Source organism: Microbacterium sp. MM2322 (assembly GCF_964186585.1).
Lineage (GTDB): Bacteria > Actinomycetota > Actinomycetes > Actinomycetales > Microbacteriaceae > Microbacterium.
Genome location: NZ_OZ075067.1, coordinates 2,688,480 through 2,705,208, shown reverse-complemented (window position 1 = coordinate 2,705,208; position 16,729 = coordinate 2,688,480). Strand labels below are relative to the sequence as shown.

Below are 16,729 nucleotides of genomic sequence, written 5' to 3'. Positions count from 1 at the left end.
CCCCTGGAGAACCCATGACCCTCGCCGGAAAGACCATCCTCATGTCGGGCGGCAGCCGCGGCATCGGCCTCGCGATCGCCCTTCGTGCGGCCCGCGACGGCGCGAACATCGCCCTGCTCGCCAAGACCGACACGCCTCACCCGAAGCTCGAGGGCACCGTGCACTCCGCCGCGGAGCAGATCCGTGCGGCCGGCGGCAACGCGCTGCCGATCGTCGGCGACGTCCGCGACGACGGCGACATCACCGAGGCCGTCATGAAGACGCAGGGCGAGTTCGGCGGCATCGACATCGTCGTCAACAACGCCTCGGTCATCGACCTCTCGGGCTCGCTCGACCTCGCGACGAAGAAGTACGACCTCATGCAGGACGTCAACGTGCGCGGCACGTTCATGCTGTCGCGCGCGGCGCTCCCGATCCTGAAGGATGCCGCGAACCCCCACATCCTCTCGCTGTCGCCGCCCCTCAACCTGTCGCCGAAGTGGCTCGGCGCCCACACCGGCTACACGCTCGCGAAGTACGGCATGACGATGGCGACCCTCGGCATGGCCGCGGAGTTCGCGAAGGACGGCGTCGCCGCGAACACGCTCTGGCCGCAGACGACGATCGCGACCGCCGCCGTGCAGTTCGCCCTCGGCGGCGACCGGATGATGAAGGTCAGCCGCACGCCCGAGGTCTACGCAGACGCCGCCTACGAGGTGCTCTGCAAGCCGGCCCGCGAGTACACGGGACAGACCCTCATCGTCGAGGACGTGCTGCGGGATGCCGGTGTGAGCGACTTCTCGCGCTACGCGGCGACGCCGGGCACGCCCGACACCGAGCTGTTCCCCGACATCTTCCTCGACTGACGTCTGCCGGCACCCGTTCGCGGATGCAAGGGATCCGCGCCGACACCCCGCAGAACACGAGCGGATGCCGGGGCGTCGCGCACGATCCCTTGCATCCGCGCGCACGGCGCGGCCGCGGCGTCAGACCAGGCCGAGCTTCACGAACGCGTTCCAGACGCCGTCGTCGAGCACGTCGGTGGTGACGTTCCCGGCGCGCTCCTTGAGAGCGGGGTCGGCGTTGCCCATCGCGACGGGCGAGCCGACGACGTCGAACATCTCGGCGTCGTTCCAGCTGTCGCCGATGCCGACCGCGTCGGCGGCGTCGAGACCGAGGATGTCGAGCACGCGCAGGATCGCCGTCCCCTTGTTCGTTCCCGCCAGACCGATCTCGCCGTTCGAACCGCCGGGGAGCGGGATGCTGCCGGGGATGACGTGGAAGCGTTCGCCGAGGTCGGCTTGCGCCCTGTCGACGCTGTCGGAGCGCTTGCTGATGAAGGTCGTCTTCGCGATCCCGTTCAGATCGGCTTCGCTGATCGGGCGGTAGGTCACGATGGGCTTCGGCTCGACGGCATCCGTCTGACCGAGGCGGCGCGCATCCTCGAGGTGGCGCTTGCGCCGCTCGGCGAAGTAGGCGTCCAGCATCCCGCCGACGCCGTCGCTCGCGTACACCGCCTCGTTCGACTGCAGGAAGTAGTCGATGTCCTCCGACTCGAAGTAGGAGATCAGGCGGTCGGTGTCCTCGCGGGGCATCGGCTCGGCGAACAGCAGCTCGTCGCCGCGGACGGCGTAGGCGCCGCCGTTCGTGATCGCGCCGTCGTACCCGATGTCGCGGACCTTCTGGTGGACGTCGCCGGCCGCGCGGCCGGTGCAGAGATACACGAGGTGGCCGTTCTCGCGCGCCGTCCGGATCGCCGTGACGGTCGAGTCGGCGATCGCCGTCCCGTGCTCCAGGATGGTTCCGTCTACGTCAAGGAAGGCGATGCGCGTCATACGTCCATTCTCCCGGACCGAGAGAGGCGTCCGGTTCAGAGCTGCTTGCGCAGGAAGACCTGTTCGGTGCCGCCGTCGCCGGGGACCCGCTCGCTCTCGGCGTAGCCTTCGCGCTCGTAGAGGCGGATGTTCGCCTCGCTGAGCGAGCCGGTGAACAGTTCCGCGGTCGTCGCGCCGGCCTCACGGCCGCGCTCTTCCACGGCGTTCAGCAGGGTCGTGCCGAGCCCGGATCCCTGCTGGTCCGGGGCGATGGCGATGCGGCCGATGAGCAGCAGGTCGCCGTCGACGCGGGCGCGCACGCACCCGACGATGCGCTCGCCCTCGAGGGCGACGCATCCGAGGTTCTCCTCCAGCTCCGCGCGCACCTCGTCGAGGGTCTGCGTGAGCGGCGGCATGTCGACGGCGTCGTAGATGAGGGCCTCCTGCACGAAGGCCGCGCGCTGCAGGGTGAGGACCTCCCCTGCATCGTCGGTGGAGATCGGTCGGATGCGGGGAGTCGTCACTCATTCAGCGTAATGCGGCGCCTGGGTGCGAGCTCCGCGAGCCTAGAGTGACCGCATGCTCGATGTCCGCGCCGCCCTCCCCGACCGTCCGCTCGTCCTCGACGGCGGACTCGGCACGATGCTCGAAGCCCGCGGGCACGACCTCACCGGCTCGCTCTGGTCGGCGGGTGTGCTCCTCGAGTCGCCCGACGACATCCGCGCCGTGCACGCCGATTTCGTCGGGGCGGGCGCCGACGTCGTCACGACCGCGTCGTATCAGCTCGGCTACGACAACCTCGCGGCGGCCGGCCACGACGAGGCCGCCGTCGACGCGCTCCTCGCAGCCTCTGTCCGGCTCGCCCGTGAGGCGGCGGAAGGGCGGGCGTGGGTCGCGGCATCCGTCGGTCCGTTCGGAGCGGTGCGCGCCGACGGCAGCGAATACACGGGGGCGTACGGGATGACGGTCGTCGAGCTCACCCGGTGGCATCGGCGCCGGGTCCAGGTGCTCGCCGACGCCGCCCCCGACCTCCTCGCGATCGAGACGATCGCGTCGCCCGCCGAGGTCGAGGCGGTGGTTGCGGCGCTCGAGGGCGTCGGCGTGCCGGCGTGGATCGCGCTGTCCGCCGCGAGTACGGCCTTCGACGACGCCGGGTACGCCTCCGCGCTCGCCGTGGCCGCTTCCGCCCCGGATGTGATCGCCGTCGGCGCGAACTGCTGCCCGCCGTCGCTGATCTCCGCGGTGCTCGACCGGGTGCCCGCGGGAGTGGCGGCCGTCGCGTACCCCAACAGCGGCGAGACGTGGGACGCGGCATCCCGGACCTGGCACGGCGATGCGGGAGCGACCTTCGCCGATGCCGACGCGTGGGTGGATGCCGGTGCCCGCCTCATCGGCGGCTGTTGCCGGACGACGCCCGCCGACATCGCCGGCCTCGCGCACCAGCTGGGGAGCTGACGCGCGAGGCCGATCGGTCAGCTGCTGAGCGAGGCGCCGTTCGTGCGGATGACCTCGGCGTACCAGTCGAACGACTTCTTCTTGTAGCGATCGAGCGAGCCGGAGCCGTCGTCGTTTCGGTCGACGTAGATGAAGCCGTAGCGCTTGCTGAGCTGCGCCGTCGAGGCCGACACGAGGTCGATGCAGCCCCAGGTCGTGTAGCCCATGAGGTCGACGCCGTCGGCGACGGCCTCGCCGACCGCCTCGAGGTGCGCCTGCAGGTAGGCGATGCGGTAGTCGTCGACGACGGTTTTCACACCGTCGACCTCGACCAGCTGGTCCTTCGCGCCGAGACCGTTCTCGACGATGAACAGCGGCTTCTGCCACCGGTCCCAGAACTGGTTGAGGACGAGGCGGAGGCCCACGGGGTCGATCTGCCACCCCCACTCCGACTCCTTCAGCGTCGGGTTCTTGACGCCACCGAAGAGGTTGCCCTCACCCATGACGCGCTTCGACTCGTCCGTCGTCTCGCAGATCGAGGAGTAGTAGCTGAACGACACGAAGTCGACCGTGTTCTCCTTGAGGAGCGTCCGGTCCTCGTCGGTGATGTTCAGCTCGACGCCCTGTTCGCGGAGGCTCCGCAGGTAGTACCCGGGGTACTCGCCGCGCACGTGGATGTCGCCGAAGGCCAGGTTCACCCGCTCGGTGGTGAGGGCGGCGAACACGTCGTCGGGGTTCGGCGTGAGCGGGTAGACCGGCATCGACAGGACCATGCAGCCGATCTGCGCGTTCGGGGCCAGCTCGCGGGCGGCCTTGGTCGCGAGGGCCGAGGCCACGAGCTCGTGGTGGATCGCCTGGTACAGGTCGCTCGGCGACAGCTGGTCCTTGGGGGTGTTGATGCCACCCGACATGAACGGCGCGTGCACGATCGAGTTGATCTCGTTGAATGTCAGCCAGTACTTCACGCGAGCGCCGTAGCGGGTGAAGAGCGTCCGGACGTAGCGCTCGTAGAACCCGATCATGTCGCGGTTGACCCAGCCGTCGTAGGTCTCGGCGAGGTGCAGCGGCGTCTCGTAGTGCGAGATGGTGACGAGCGGCTCGATGCCGTGGCGCTCGAGCTCGTCGAGGACCCGGTCGTAGAACGCGAGGCCGGCCTCGTTGGGCTCGGTCTCGTCGCCCTTCGGGAAGATGCGGCTCCAGGCGATCGAGAAGCGGAAGGTCGTGAAGCCCATCTCGGCGAAGAGGGCGATGTCCTCCGCGTAGCGGTGGTAGAAGTCGATGCCGACCTGCTTGAGGTTGTCGTCGGTGGGTCCCTCGGCGCGGGGGGTCATGATGCCCTTCGGCATCACGTCCTGGATCGAGAGGCCTTTGCCGTCTTCGAGGTACGCGCCCTCGAGCTGGTTGGCGGCGGTCGCGCCGCCCCAGAGGAAGCCGTCGGGGAACGAGATGGTGCTCATGAGTCGCTTTCGTTTCGTGTCGTGTGTCAGATGTGGAGGGATGCCGGGCGTCCCTCGGGCGGGGACGCCCGGCATCCGGTCGGCGTCAGGCCGAGACGGCCGCGGATTCGACCGAGACAGCCGTGAAGAGCGGCTCACCGTGGGCGATGGGGCCCGCGGCGCGGTCGGCGATCGACGGGTAGAGCTCGCCGTTGGTGACGACGATCGGGGTGGTCAGGTCGTACCCGGCCTTCTCGATCGCGTCGCCGTCGAACTCGACGAGCAGATCGCCCGCCTTCACCTGCTGGCCCGTCGTGGCCTTGACGTCGAAGTGCTGTCCGCCGAGCTTCACGGTGTCGATGCCGATGTGGATGAGCACTTCGGCACCGTCCGCGTGACGCAGGCCGATCGCGTGACCGGTCGGGAACGCCGCCGCGACGGTGGCGTCGAACGGCGCGTAGAGCGCGCCGCTGCGGGGGAGGATCGCGACGCCGTCGCCGAGCGCGCCTTCGGCGAACGCGGCATCCGGAGTCTCCGACAGCGCGACGACGGTACCGTCGAGCGGGCTGAGGACGACGAGGTCGTTCTCAGCCGACGCCGGAGCGGGCGCGGCGTCCTCGGTCGGCTCGACGAAACCGACGATCACGGTCAACAGGAACGGCACGAGGATGGCGACACCGAGACCGATGACGAGCATGAGCATGTTGCCGTTGCCGAACAGTGCCGGGAGGGCGAGGCCGGACGGGACCACGAACGCCTTCGCGAAGACGCCGCCGATGCCGATGATGGCACCACCGATCGCGCCGCCCACGATACCGAAGGCGAAGGGACGCTTGAGCGGGAGGTTGATGCCGTAGATCGCGGGCTCGGTGATGCCGGCGAGGAAGCCGGAGAGGGTCGCGGGAGCGGCCAGCGACTTGAGGTTCTTGTTGCGCGCACGCACCCAGACGCCGGCGACGGCTGCGGCCTGCGCCAGGACGGCGGCGAAGACCGGTCCGACCAGGAGGATCTGACCCGTGGTCTGGAACTCGAGGGTGAACAGCGGGACGAGTCCCCAGTGCAGGCCGAAGATCACGAAGACCTGCCACAGGCCACCCATGATGGCGCCGCCGGCCCACGGGGCGTTGTCGAAGACCCAGCCGATGCCCTTGCCGAGCCCGCCGCCGAGCAGGTCCGAGATCGGGCCGATCACGACGAAGACGAGGGGGACAGCGAGCAGGACGACGATCATCGGGGTCATGAAGCGCTTCACCGCTCCGGGGAGCTTGGCGTAGAGGAACTTCTCCGCGTAGCTCTGCAGCCACACGATCACGATGATCGGGATGACGCTCGAGACGTAGCTGACCATGGTGAACGGGATGCCGAAGAACGTGAGGCCCGGCTGACCGACCAGCCCGGCCATCGTCGGGTAGACGAGCGCGCCGGCGATGGCGAGCGAGGTCCATTCGTTCGCCTTGAAATAGCGGGCCGCCGTGATCGACAGGGCGATCGGGAGGAAGTTGATGAACGCGTCGGAGAGGGCGTTCAGGACCGCGTAGGTCGAGGTGTCGGTCGTGATCCAACCGAACGTGACCGCCGCGGCGAGGAACGCCTTCAGCAGGCCGGTCCCGGCGAGCGCCCAGAGGACGGGCGTGAAGATCGACGAGATCATCGAGATGAAGCGGTTGAACAGGTTGCCCTTCGGGGCGTCGCTGACGGCTCCGTCGGCCGAGGCCGAGCCGAGCTTCGAGATCTTTCCGATCTCGGCGTAGACGTCGGGGACGTCGTTGCCGATGACGACCTGGTACTGGCCGCCGGCCTGTGCCACGGTCACGACACCGGGAGTCGCCTTGACGGCGGCGGTGTCGGCCTTCGATTCGTCCTTCAGCACGAAGCGCAGACGTGTTGCGCAGTGCACGAGAGAACTGACGTTCTCTTCTCCGCCGACGCCCTGGAGGACGCCGGCCGCGGTCTTCGAGTAGTCCATGGGGACACGCTCTTCCTTGCCGCATCGGCGCGGCAGTCTCGGGTGGCACACGCGTCGGCGCTGTTTCCGGGCAACAAAAAAACCTGAACTCGTTCATCGCTCGAAAGCGATGTGAGTTCAGGTTTTGCCTGCTGCCGCAGTAACAATCCGTCGCGTGCAGGGCGACACCGCCCTGCGAGAGGTCACGTTAGCATGCATCCGAATGGGATGCGAGGGTCAGCTCTCGGTCGTGGCGGCGGGGTGCGCACCGACCTGAGTGGCCAGTCGTTCGACGTGGACGATGACGTACAGCAGCTCCTCATCCGTCAACTCGGACTCCGTCGCCGCCTTCACGTACGCCTTCACCTCCTGGGCGATCTCGAACGAGCGCGGGTAGCTGTGCTTCGCGAACTCGAAGAACGAGCTGTCGCCGCTGCGGAGCATCGTCCGCGACACGAGACGCTGCAGCAGGAACTGGATGTGCAGCACGAAGCGCGCGTAATCGGGGCTCTCGACGTCGAGCGTCACCCCGAGTCCGTTCTCGACGGTCATCACGACGTGCTGCACGCGGCGGAACAACAGCGCCGCCGTGCCGTTCGGTTCGTCTCGCGTCGCGTTGAGCACGTGCATCGTCAGGAAGACGGCTTCCTCCGCCGGCAGCTCGGTCTCGAGCGCCGCCGAGATCGATGCGGCCATGCTCTGCGCGGCCGCGAACTCCGCCGGATGTAGCACGCGCAGTTCGGGCATGTTCGCCGCGGGGATCCGGATGCCCTTCGCCAGTCGCTCGAGGACGAACTGCACGTGATCGATCACCGCGATCGTCAGGGGCCGGCCGAGCTGATGGCCGAGCGCCCGCTCGGCCTGGTCGACGGCCCGCGTGACCGCCTCGACGATCGGATACGGGGTGTCTGTCAGCATCCGCCGTTCGCGCTCGCCGTCCGCGCCGGTGTCGAGGATGAAGGTCTTCTCGACTTTGGTGGGGTCGAGGGTGTCCGACGCCTTGAGCTGGAATCCGAGCCCGCGGCCCATGAGGACCCGTTCCCGGCCCTGTTCGTCGAGGGAGATGACGACGTTGTTGTTGAGCACCTTGTGCACAATCGTTCCGCGTCGCTGCGGAGCACCTGCCGTCATGGCGACGAGTCTAGGGCCGCCCGGCATCCGCCCAGCCCGTCCCGGTAGCCTGGAACCTATGACCGAGTCCACTCCCGCGCGCCCTGAGGGCATGTCCGCCGTGCGCACGACGACGCCCAAGCAGGTGCGTCCCACGACCGAGGGGTGGACCCAGGCGAAGGATGCCGAGGGTCGCCCGCTCCTGCAGTTCGCGAGCCCGAAGCGCGGCAAGCCGCCGGTGCACCTCGCCGACCTCACCCACGACCAGCGGGTCGAGAAGCTGAAGGAGCTCGGGATGCCGGGCTTCCGCGCCGGTCAGCTCGAGAAGCACTACTTCCAGCACTACACCTCCGACCCCGCGCACATGACCGACCTGCCCGCGGGCAACCGCGACGAGCTGGTCACGGGTCTGATGCCGAACCTCATGACCGAGGTGCGCCGGCTCGAGACCGACGGCGGCGACACGATCAAGTTCCTGTGGCGGCTGCACGACGGCGCCCTCGTCGAGTCGGTCCTCATGCGCTACACCGGCCGCATCACGCTGTGCGTGTCGAGTCAGGCCGGATGCGGCATGAACTGCCCGTTCTGCGCCACCGGCCAGGCGGGGCTCACCCGCAACATGTCGGCGGCCGAGATCGTCGACCAGGTCGTGCGCGCCAACCGCCTCATCGCCGACGGCGGCCTCGGCGACCCCCGCAAGGTGGGACACAAGGACGAGCGCGTCACGAACATCGTCTTCATGGGGATGGGCGAGCCCCTCGCCAACTACGCCCGCGTCATGACGGCCGTCCGCACGATGGTCGACAAGAAGCACGGCCTCGGCATGAGCGCCCGCGGCATCACGATCTCGACCGTCGGCCTCGTGCCCGCGATCCGAAAGCTGAGCAACGAGGAGATCCCCGTCACCTTCGCGCTGTCGCTGCACGCTCCCGACGACCTCCTGCGCGACGAGCTGATCCCGGTGAACTCGCGCTGGAAGGTCGACGAGGCGCTCGATGCCGCACGCGAGTACTTCGAGAAGACCGGACGCCGCGTGTCGATCGAATACGCGCTCATCAAGGACATGAACGATCACGCCTGGCGCGCCGATCTGCTGGCCGACAAGCTCAACGCGCGCGGTCGCGGCTGGGTGCACGTCAACCCGATCCCGCTGAACCCGACGCCCGGATCGATCTGGACGTCGTCCGATGTCGACGTGCAGAACGAGTTCGTCCGACGCCTCAACGAGGCCGGCATCCCGACGACCCTCCGCGACACCCGTGGCAAGGAGATCGACGGTGCGTGCGGCCAGCTCGTTGCGACCGAAGAGGACCAGGTCGCGGCGGCATCCGTCTGATCCGGATCACACCGGCCTGATCGCTCTCACTGCGGCGGGGTGAACGCGATCGTCGGCCGATCGCCGTCGATCGTGACGCGGCACCTCACGCCGTAGACCTCCTCGATGAGCGCTTCCGTCAGTACCTCGGCGGGCGGGCCCGCGACCACCGCCCGGCCGACGGCCATGACGAGCACCTCGTCGCAGAACATCGCGGCGAGGTTCAGGTCGTGCAGGGCGACGACGACCGTCACCGGGAGGCTCCGGACGAGGGTGAGCAGCTCGAGCTGGTGGCGGATGTCGAGGTGATTCGTCGGCTCGTCGAGCAGCAGCTCGCGGGGTTCCTGCGCGAGGGCCCGTGCGATGTGGGCTCGCTGCTGCTCCCCGCCCGAGAGCGTGTGCCATCGGGCATCCGACTTCGCGGTCAGACCCGCCTGCGCGAGGGCGGCGTCGACGATCGCGTCGTCGCGGGCGCCGTTCGAACCCCAGAGCGAGGCATGCGGGGTGCGGCCGAGCCGCACGACGTCGCGCACCGTCAGGTCGACCTCGGTCGTGGCGTGCTGAGTGACGGCGGCGACGCTGCGAGCGACGTCGCGGCGGCGCTGGTGACGGATGTCGGACCCGTCGAGGAGCACGCGGCCGGCGTCCGGGTGGGAGATGCCCTGCAGGACGCGGAGGAGCGAGGACTTGCCCGACCCGTTGGGGCCGAGAAGGCCCACGACTGATCCGGGCCTCGGCGCGAGCGAGACGTCGTCGACGACGAGCGTGCCGCCGCGACGCCACGACACGTGTTCTGCGACGAGACTCATGCGCGCCTCCTCCGCCGAACGAGGAGGGCGACGAAGACCGGTACCCCGATGAGGGCGGTGCCGACGCCCACCGGGAGCGGGACCGGTGCGAACGCGACCCGGGAGACGGCATCCACGGTGATCATGAAGACCATGCCGAGGGCGATCGTCACCGGGATGACGCGGGCGTGACGCGATCCGACCAGCAGCCGTGCGGCGTGCGGGAGGACGAGCCCGACGAACCCGATCGCGCCGGCGACGCTGACGAGGGTCGCGGCGATCAATGCGGTGAGGACGAGCAGCAGCATCCGGGTGCGTGCGACGTGGATGCCGAGGGATGCCGCGACGTCGTCGCCGAACGCGAACGCGTCGAGCGGGCGCACCGAGGCGAACGCGACGATCGCGCCGAGGAGGACCACGGCGGCGCAGAGGACGACGTCATCCCACCGGACGCCCTCGAGCGAGCCGAGCAGCCAGAACATGACGCCGCGGGTTTCGTCGGAGTCGGCGAACGCGAAGACGGCCAGCGAGGTGAGCGCGGAGAAGAACTGCGTCGCCGCGATCCCCGCGAGGACGAAGGAGGCGGTGCCGCCGCCGGTGAAACGCGCGATGACGAGGACGAGGGCGAACGCGACGAGCGCTCCCGCGAACGCGCCGCCCGACAGGGTGAGGACGCCGCCGCCGAGACCGAACACGCCGAACAGCACGGCGCCCGTCGACGCACCCGATGAGACGCCGAGGACGAACGGGTCGGCGAGCGGGTTTCGGAGCAGCGATTGCAGGATGACGCCGCAGAGGCCGAGGCCTGCGCCGCACGCGGCGGCCACGAGCGCCCTCGGCAGCCGCTCCTGCCACACGATCGCATCGGCTGCGACGCGCACCGGGATGTCGGTGACGCCGAGGTGGTTCGTGATGACGTCGCGGACGTTGACGAGGGACACGTTCGCCGGCCCGAACGTCAGCGCGACGGCGATCGTGAGGATGATGACGCCGAGCGACGCGACCGTCGTGAGGATGACGATCGGGATGCGGCGGGTCCTGCGCTGCGGCAGGACGGCGGCGGAAGTCAGCGTCCTGCCTCGTTTTCGTCCCACCACGTGCGGATCTTCTCGAGCCCGTCGACGTAGCGGATGGAGGGGTTCATCTCGGCGCCGTGGAGGGCGATGAACCGCTTCTCCTTCACAGCGGTGAGGGTGCGGGTCACGGGGTCGTTCTCGAGGAAGGCGATCTTGTCGTCGAGGCGGTCGCCGGGGAAGCGATCCCGCTGCAGGTCGCCGAGGACGATGACGTCGGGGTCGGCGTCGACGACGGCCTCCCACGACACGGCCGGCCAGTCGTCGGTCTGATCGGGGAACGCTCCCGTCATCCCCGTCTTCTCCGCGAGGATCGCGGGCGCTCCGCGGCCGCCGGCCACGTAGGGAGTGCGGGTGTCGGCGAACCAGAAGACGACCTTCTCGCCGCCGAAGTCGACACCCTCCACGGCCGCGGCGGCGCGCTTCTTCAGCGAGGCGATGAGGGCGTCGCCGCGGGAGGGGACGTCGAAGATGGTCGCGAGTTCGCGGATCTCCGTGTACAGATCGTCGACCGTGAGCGGCGTGGTCCGCGTGCCGCCCCCGTTGACGCTCCGGTCGTCGGAGCAGTCGGTGGGGGAGAGGTAGGACCCGATCCCGGTCTCGTCGAGGCGGTCGCGCGTGACGACGCCGCCCTCGGCGTAGTGACGCCCGAACGAGGCGGTCACGAAGTCGGGGTCGGCGCCGAGCAGGACCTCGTACGTCGGTGCGTTGTCGGCCAGTCGCGGGACCTTCGCGTTCTCGTCGGCGAGCGAGGGGAGGACGGGGTCGGTCCACGACGCCGTCCCGACGAGGCGGTCGGCGAGGCCGAGCGACAGCAGGATCTCGGTGGAGTTCTGGTCGAGCGAGACGACGCGCTGCGGCGCCTCATCCACCTCGACGGTCCGCCCGCAGTTCTCGATCGTCACGGGGTAGTCGGTCGAGCGCTCGCCGGTCGCGGCCGCCTTCTCGGTGACGACCTCAGACGCGCCGCACCCGGACAGGGCCAGGGCGAGGGCGGTGAAGGTGGCGAGCAGGGCGGAACGGCGGGGGAAGGGCATCGAAGGTCTCTCGTCGGGGGCGGGGACGTCGATGATCGATCGTAGCAAGGTAAGCCTTACCTTTCCGCCGACGGGAGTCGCCCCGTTCGCTTTCGCTGTCGGCGTGACCGTGTCAAGGCCGCGCCTGACCCGTCGGCGGCGGGAGTAGCGTCGAAGAATGGTCAACTATCGATTCCTCGGCAACAGCGGCCTCAAGGTCACGGAACTCACCTATGGCAACTGGCTCACCCACGGATCGCAGGTCGAGAACGACGCGGCGATCGCGACGGTTCACAAGGCCCTCGATCTCGGCATCAGCTCGTTCGACACGGCTGACGCCTACGCGAACACGGCGGCCGAGTCCGTCCTCGCCGACGCGCTGAAGGGCCAGCGTCGCGAGTCGCTCGAGATCTTCACGAAGGTCTACTGGCCGACCGGCCCGAAGGGTCCGAACGACCACGGCCTCTCGCGCAAGCACCTCCTCGAGGGCATCAACGGCTCGCTCAAACGACTGAACACCGACTACGTCGACCTGTACCAGGCGCACCGCTACGACTACGAGACCCCGCTCGAGGAGACGATGCAGGCCTTCGCCGACATCGTCCGCCAGGGCAAGGCGCTCTACATCGGCGTCAGCGAGTGGACCGCCGAGCAGCTCCGCGCCGGCCACGCGCTGTCGAAGGAGCTGGGCTTCCAGCTCGTCTCGAACCAGCCGCAGTACTCCGCGCTGTGGCGGGTCATCGAGGGCAAGGTCGTCCCCACCTCCGAAGAGCTCGGCATCTCGCAGATCGTCTGGTCGCCCCTGGCGCAGGGCGTGCTGACCGGCAAGTACCAGCCCGGTCAGCCGCTGCCCGAAGGCTCGCGCGCGACGGATGAGAAGGGCGGATCCGACATGATCAAGCGCTTCATGAAGGACGAGACCCTGACTGCCGTGCAGAAGCTGCAGCCGATCGCCGAGGGGGCAGGCATCACGATGCCGCAGCTCGCCCTCGCCTGGGTGCTGCACAACCCGAACATCGCCGCGGCGATCATCGGGGCGTCGCGTCCCGAGCAGCTCGAGGACACCGTCAAGGCCTCGGGTATCGAACTCGACGACGACACGTACGCGGCGATCAACGACGCGCTCGCACCCGTCGCGGTCACCGACCCGGAGGAGACGTACTCCGTCTCGCCGAAGTCGCGCCTGATCTGACGAGCGCCGCCCGTCCGTGGTCACGCACAGCGCCGGCATCCTGCTCTACCGTCTCGACGGGACGGGCGGGGTGTCGGCGCTCGTCGCTCACATGGGTGGGCCGTTCTGGGCGTCGAAGGACGAGGGTGCGTGGTCGATCCCGAAGGGCGAGCTCGCCGAGGGTGAGGACGCGATGGATGCCGCGAAGCGCGAGTTCCGTGAGGAGCTCGGCGTCGAGCCGCCCGAGACGGACTACGCCGAACTCGGCACGTTCGCGTACTCGTCCGGTAAGCGGGTGACGGTCTTCGTCGCGGACGGATCAGGCTTCGAGGCATCCGACTTCGTCTTCGGCGAGTTCGAGATGGAGTGGCCGCCGCGGTCGGGGAAGACCGCGTCGTTCCCCGAGGTCGACCGCGCGGAATGGATGCCGGTGGACCGCGCCCGGGAGCGAGTGGTGAAGGGCCAGCGGCCCGCGTTGGACCGACTCGCCGAGCTTCTCGGAGACGCTGCCTGAGTCAGCGCTTCTTCTTGGGTGCCTCGGACACGTCGAGCTTGTCGTGACGGCCGCCGAGCGAGGACCAGGCCGACTCTTTCCCGGATGCCGCGTGTTCCGCCCCGCGCACGGCGCGCTCGTCGGCCCACTCGTTGAGGACATGGCCGCGGTGACCGCGGACGTGCTCGAGGACGACGTCGGGAAGACCCGCGGCGCGGCGAGCGTCGCGTGCCACGATCAGCTGTTCGAGCAGGTCGACGTTCTTCGTCGGGGCGCCGGTGGAGGTCTTCCAGCCGCGGCGGCGGTGTCCGTCCATCCACTTCTCATAGGTGTCGATGGCGTACTTCGAGTCGGCTTGCACGACGAGCTCGCTGATGTCGGCGTGGTCTTCGATCGCCTTCAGCAGGCCGAGGAGTTCGCCGATGTTGTTCGTGCCCTGCACGACCGACCCGGCCGCCCAGTGGCCGTCTTCGCCGACCCAGGCCCAGCCCGTCGGTCCGGGGTTGCCCTTGCAGGCGCCGTCGGTGGCCACGACATAGCGGGAGGTTTCGGTCACCGCTCCACGCTACCCGCCCTCACATCCCCGGCCTTCGCCGTAGCAGGGGACGTACGTCCATGACGGACGCGGCTCCGGCGCGGGTTGCTGCTCGAACCGATCTCGCGGCACGGGCAGCGCGGCGGCCACGCACAGTCCTAGGAGGACGGTGACCGCCGCCCACCAGATCAGTGCGGGTCGACGCGCGACCGCAGCGCAGGCGATTGCCACGAGGACAGCCGCCGCGCCCACCGTCACTGTGACGACGTAGCGGGTGCCCGCCTCGGGCGGGGCCTGCGGGGTCGTGCCACCCAGAGAGAAGTAGACGAGGAGGAACTGCAACGGGAGGGCGAACAGCGCGACCATCGCGACCAGAATCGCAACGAGCGACAGGGTGCCGAACCACACCCGGTGGTCGAGGTGGCGGGCGAACCCTCGGGCGACGGCGATGCCCACGGCGGCGGAGGCGGTGAACCCGACCGTCCGGCCCATCAGGATGGCCGTGGTGACGAGATCGCCCATGAACAGGGCGCCCCCGTCCTCCCAGACGGAAGTCAGGATCGAGGCGATGGGAGCCAGGGCGAACGCGATCGCGGGCGCGACGTCGACCCGCACCCGCGCGGCGGCGAGAGCGACGACGGCAATGAGTGCCGTCCAGATGGCCGGGGCAGGGAGCAGGCTCCACAGGGTCGCGGCGCTCGAGTCCGACCCCAGCAGGCTCAGATACAGGAGTGACCCGGCGACGAACGCGACGCTGCCGGCGGCGGCGCTCGTGAAGAGCAGGCGCCGGGCCGACCACGGCGCCTGCGTGTCGTCGGCATCCACTTCGGCCCCCCGCCGTCGTCGCTTGCGCCGAGCATAGGGGACCGGGGCCTCGCGGGTGCGAGGCCCCGGCTCAGGTCACGGGCGGAGCAGCACCTTGCCGACGCGGCCGGCGGTGAGGCTGGCACGGGCGGCGTCGCGCGCCTGCTCGAGCGGGAAGGTCGCCGAGACCGGAAGGGTCAGGACGCCGGACGAGAGGTGCTGGGCGAGTTCACCGAACAGCTGGCCGCGCTTGGCGGCATCCATCTCGGTGCTGACCTTGCTGCCCCAGAAGCCCTTGATCGTGATGTGGCGGAAGATGACCGGTCCCGAGGCGAGCTGCATTACGGGTGCGTCCATCGCGCCGAAGACGACGAGGGTGGCGTTCTCGCCGAGGAGCGAGAGGACATGGCCGCTCGACTCGCCGCCGACCGAGTCGACGCCGGCGATGATCGAGGCGCCGCCGGTGATCTCGGCGACCTTGTCCTGCCAGTCGTCGGTGTCGACGGCGACGATGCGGTCGATGCCCTGCTCGGCGAGCTCCGCGACGGCGGCGCTGCGACGAACGAGGCCGACGACGTTGAGGCCGCGGGCGCGACCGATCTGGGCGACCATGCGGCCGACCGCGCCGTTGGCGGCGTTCTGGACGATCCAATCGCCGGGCTTCAGGTCGAGGAAGTCGATGAGGCTGATGGCGCTGAACGGCATCGAGACCAGCTGAGCGGCCTGCTCGTCGGGGAGGCCCTCGGGGACGGGGATGAGGCCTGCCGCGCGAGCGACGAACTGCTCGGCCCAGACGCCGAAGGTGCCGCCGGTGGCGACGCGCTGGCCGACCTGGAGGTTCTCGACACCCTCGCCGAGCTCTTCGATCACGCCGACGGCCTCGGTGCCGGAGCGGGCGGGCAGTTCGGGCTTGAAGCCGTAGGTGCCGCGGATCGTCCACAGGTCGTGGTTGTGGATGGGCGAGGCGAGGAGACGTACGCGGACCTCGCCGGCACCGGGCGTCGGGTCGAAGACGTCGGTCGTCTCGAGGACGTCGGCCGGTTCGCCGAAAACGGGGTGGGTGACTGCGCGCATGTTTTCCTCCATAGCGTCATTTTGTAACGATCGGTACAATATACTACGAGTAACCGAGAGGATCCACCATGGGCCGCACCAGCGCATACGACCGCGACGACGTCGTCCGCGCCGCGCGCGACGTCTTCTGGGCGCGCGGCTACGCCGAGACCGGCATCGGCGAGCTCGAACAGGCGACCGGACTCAAGCGATCGAGCATCTACCACGCGTTCGGGAGCAAGAAGGGGCTCTTCGAGGCCGTCGTCGCGCGCTACCTCGATGAGGTCGTCCGCGTGCGACTCGAGCCGCTCCGAGAGTCCGCCCCCGGTCCCGAGGCGCTCGGCGAGTACATCGCCGGCATGCGCGCCGCGATCGCCGACGGGTCCTCGCGCGCTCGGTCGGGATGCCTCCTCATCAACGCCGCCTGCGGACCCCTCGTCGACGATGAACCCGAGGTCCGTCAGCTGGTCAACGCCTACCTCGACGACGTGCGCGGCGCCGTCGCGACAGGGGTGGCGGCCGCCCGTCCCGACCTGACGGCGGCGTCGACCGCCCCGCTCGCCGAGGCCACGGCATCCCTCGTCATCGCCGCGCTCGCCCTCGCGCGAACCGATGCGGATGCCGCGACCCGAGGCCTCGACGCGGTCGGCCCGCTGGTGGCGGGATGGCGCGGCTGAGCTCGCCGTTGCTTTTCTGTGTATACCGAATCACGCTGATCGTTCTCTCGAGTCTCCTTCATCGGCATCAATGCATACACTGAAGG

17 protein-coding genes are annotated in these 16,729 nt (G+C 69.3%); 6 read left to right on the top strand and 11 right to left on the bottom strand.

What is annotated here, in order from left to right:
- The first annotated feature begins 14 nt into the window (after positions 1-14).
- A complete protein-coding gene (locus ABQ271_RS13135; RefSeq protein WP_349309179.1) occupies positions 15-845 on the top strand; it encodes an NAD(P)-dependent oxidoreductase in 831 nt (276 codons plus the stop codon).
- A gap of 120 nt (positions 846-965) precedes the next feature.
- On the opposite strand, the gene ABQ271_RS13130 is transcribed toward ABQ271_RS13135, so the two are convergent.
- Together ABQ271_RS13130 and ABQ271_RS13125 are read right to left on the bottom strand one after the other, a co-directional pair.
- Positions 966-1,814, bottom strand: a complete 849-nt coding sequence (locus ABQ271_RS13130; RefSeq protein WP_349309178.1) for a Cof-type HAD-IIB family hydrolase — start codon at positions 1,812-1,814, stop codon at positions 966-968.
- A 35-nt stretch (positions 1,815-1,849) separates the two neighbouring features.
- Entirely contained in the window at positions 1,850-2,317 is a 468-nt protein-coding gene (locus tag ABQ271_RS13125; protein WP_349309177.1) for a GNAT family N-acetyltransferase, read from the bottom strand.
- 55 nt (positions 2,318-2,372) lie between these two features.
- Here ABQ271_RS13125 and mmuM point away from each other — a divergent pair, with 55 nt between their 5' ends.
- Complete coding sequence (gene mmuM, locus ABQ271_RS13120) at positions 2,373-3,248, top strand: homocysteine S-methyltransferase (protein ID WP_349309176.1); 876 nt, start codon at positions 2,373-2,375, stop codon at positions 3,246-3,248.
- Between the two features lie 17 nt (positions 3,249-3,265).
- Here mmuM and ABQ271_RS13115 read toward each other — a convergent pair whose 3' ends face one another.
- The 3 genes from ABQ271_RS13115 to ABQ271_RS13105 form a co-directional block, all read right to left on the bottom strand.
- Complete coding sequence (locus ABQ271_RS13115) at positions 3,266-4,684, bottom strand: glycoside hydrolase family 1 protein (protein WP_349309175.1); 1,419 nt, start codon at positions 4,682-4,684, stop codon at positions 3,266-3,268.
- A gap of 85 nt (positions 4,685-4,769) precedes the next feature.
- Positions 4,770-6,629 (bottom strand): beta-glucoside-specific PTS transporter subunit IIABC, encoded by a 1,860-nt coding sequence (locus ABQ271_RS13110; RefSeq protein WP_349309174.1) that lies wholly within the window; start codon positions 6,627-6,629, stop codon positions 4,770-4,772.
- A gap of 216 nt (positions 6,630-6,845) precedes the next feature.
- Entirely contained in the window at positions 6,846-7,739 is an 894-nt protein-coding gene (locus ABQ271_RS13105) for a PRD domain-containing protein (RefSeq protein ID WP_349309173.1), read from the bottom strand.
- A gap of 91 nt (positions 7,740-7,830) precedes the next feature.
- Here ABQ271_RS13105 and rlmN point away from each other — a divergent pair, with 91 nt between their 5' ends.
- Complete coding sequence (gene rlmN / locus ABQ271_RS13100) at positions 7,831-9,054, top strand: 23S rRNA (adenine(2503)-C(2))-methyltransferase RlmN (RefSeq protein ID WP_095996060.1); 1,224 nt, start codon at positions 7,831-7,833, stop codon at positions 9,052-9,054.
- Between the two features lie 26 nt (positions 9,055-9,080).
- Here the strand turns inward: rlmN and ABQ271_RS13095 are convergent, their stop codons facing one another.
- Genes ABQ271_RS13095 through ABQ271_RS13085 form a run of 3 tightly spaced genes read right to left on the bottom strand, consistent with a single transcriptional unit; the run spans position 9,081 to position 11,931 of the window.
- Positions 9,081-9,842: an ABC transporter ATP-binding protein gene (locus tag ABQ271_RS13095; RefSeq protein ID WP_349309172.1), complete on the bottom strand. Its 762-nt coding sequence runs from the start codon at positions 9,840-9,842 to the stop codon at positions 9,081-9,083.
- Positions 9,839-10,915, bottom strand: a complete 1,077-nt coding sequence (locus ABQ271_RS13090; protein WP_349310906.1) for an iron chelate uptake ABC transporter family permease subunit — start codon at positions 10,913-10,915, stop codon at positions 9,839-9,841. The genes ABQ271_RS13095 and ABQ271_RS13090 overlap by 4 nt, the downstream gene beginning before the upstream one ends.
- Entirely contained in the window at positions 10,888-11,931 is a 1,044-nt protein-coding gene (locus ABQ271_RS13085) for an ABC transporter substrate-binding protein (protein WP_349309171.1), read from the bottom strand. The genes ABQ271_RS13090 and ABQ271_RS13085 overlap by 28 nt, the downstream gene beginning before the upstream one ends.
- Positions 11,932-12,088: 157 nt before the next feature.
- On the opposite strand from ABQ271_RS13085, the gene ABQ271_RS13080 reads away from it, so the two are divergent.
- The gene (locus ABQ271_RS13080) at positions 12,089-13,102 is read left to right on the top strand and encodes an aldo/keto reductase family protein (RefSeq protein WP_036309737.1); all 1,014 of its coding nucleotides are present in this window, start codon (positions 12,089-12,091) and stop codon (positions 13,100-13,102) included.
- A gap of 16 nt (positions 13,103-13,118) precedes the next feature.
- Entirely contained in the window at positions 13,119-13,595 is a 477-nt protein-coding gene (locus ABQ271_RS13075) for an NUDIX domain-containing protein (protein WP_349309170.1), read from the top strand.
- Position 13,596: 1 nt separating this feature from the next.
- Here ABQ271_RS13075 and ABQ271_RS13070 read toward each other — a convergent pair whose 3' ends face one another.
- The 3 genes from ABQ271_RS13070 to ABQ271_RS13060 all read right to left on the bottom strand — a co-directional run bounded on the left by ABQ271_RS13070 (position 13,597) and on the right by ABQ271_RS13060 (position 15,987).
- On the bottom strand, positions 13,597-14,130 hold the full coding sequence (locus tag ABQ271_RS13070; RefSeq protein ID WP_349309169.1) for a ribonuclease H: 534 nt from the start codon (positions 14,128-14,130) through the stop codon (positions 13,597-13,599).
- Positions 14,131-14,139: 9 nt separating this feature from the next.
- Positions 14,140-14,934, bottom strand: a complete 795-nt coding sequence (locus ABQ271_RS13065) for a hypothetical protein (RefSeq protein ID WP_349309168.1) — start codon at positions 14,932-14,934, stop codon at positions 14,140-14,142.
- Between the two features lie 75 nt (positions 14,935-15,009).
- Positions 15,010-15,987 carry a zinc-binding dehydrogenase gene (locus ABQ271_RS13060; protein ID WP_349309167.1) on the bottom strand — a complete coding sequence of 326 codons (978 nt, stop codon included), beginning with the start codon at positions 15,985-15,987 and terminating at the stop codon, positions 15,010-15,012.
- A gap of 68 nt (positions 15,988-16,055) precedes the next feature.
- On the opposite strand from ABQ271_RS13060, the gene ABQ271_RS13055 reads away from it, so the two are divergent.
- On the top strand, positions 16,056-16,643 hold the full coding sequence (locus ABQ271_RS13055) for a TetR/AcrR family transcriptional regulator (protein ID WP_349309166.1): 588 nt from the start codon (positions 16,056-16,058) through the stop codon (positions 16,641-16,643).
- Positions 16,644-16,729: the final 86 nt, after the last annotated feature.

Excerpts from the sequence above, each read along its gene's own strand:
- ABQ271_RS13135 (WP_349309179.1), top strand. The coding sequence starts at position 15 with ATGACCCTCGCCGGAAAGACCATCCTCATGTCGGGCGGCAGCCGCGGC.
- ABQ271_RS13130 (WP_349309178.1), bottom strand. The coding sequence starts at position 1,814 with ATGACGCGCATCGCCTTCCTTGACGTAGACGGAACCATCCTGGAGCAC.
- mmuM (WP_349309176.1), top strand. The coding sequence starts at position 2,373 with ATGCTCGATGTCCGCGCCGCCCTCCCCGACCGTCCGCTCGTCCTCGAC.
- ABQ271_RS13115 (WP_349309175.1), bottom strand. The coding sequence starts at position 4,684 with ATGAGCACCATCTCGTTCCCCGACGGCTTCCTCTGGGGCGGCGCGACC.
- ABQ271_RS13110 (WP_349309174.1), bottom strand. The coding sequence starts at position 6,629 with ATGGACTACTCGAAGACCGCGGCCGGCGTCCTCCAGGGCGTCGGCGGA.
- ABQ271_RS13105 (WP_349309173.1), bottom strand. The coding sequence starts at position 7,739 with ATGACGGCAGGTGCTCCGCAGCGACGCGGAACGATTGTGCACAAGGTG.
- rlmN (WP_095996060.1), top strand. The coding sequence starts at position 7,831 with ATGTCCGCCGTGCGCACGACGACGCCCAAGCAGGTGCGTCCCACGACC.
- ABQ271_RS13095 (WP_349309172.1), bottom strand. The coding sequence starts at position 9,842 with ATGAGTCTCGTCGCAGAACACGTGTCGTGGCGTCGCGGCGGCACGCTC.
- ABQ271_RS13085 (WP_349309171.1), bottom strand. The coding sequence starts at position 11,931 with ATGCCCTTCCCCCGCCGTTCCGCCCTGCTCGCCACCTTCACCGCCCTC.
- ABQ271_RS13080 (WP_036309737.1), top strand. The coding sequence starts at position 12,089 with ATGGTCAACTATCGATTCCTCGGCAACAGCGGCCTCAAGGTCACGGAA.
- ABQ271_RS13060 (WP_349309167.1), bottom strand. The coding sequence starts at position 15,987 with ATGCGCGCAGTCACCCACCCCGTTTTCGGCGAACCGGCCGACGTCCTC.
- ABQ271_RS13055 (WP_349309166.1), top strand. The coding sequence starts at position 16,056 with ATGGGCCGCACCAGCGCATACGACCGCGACGACGTCGTCCGCGCCGCG.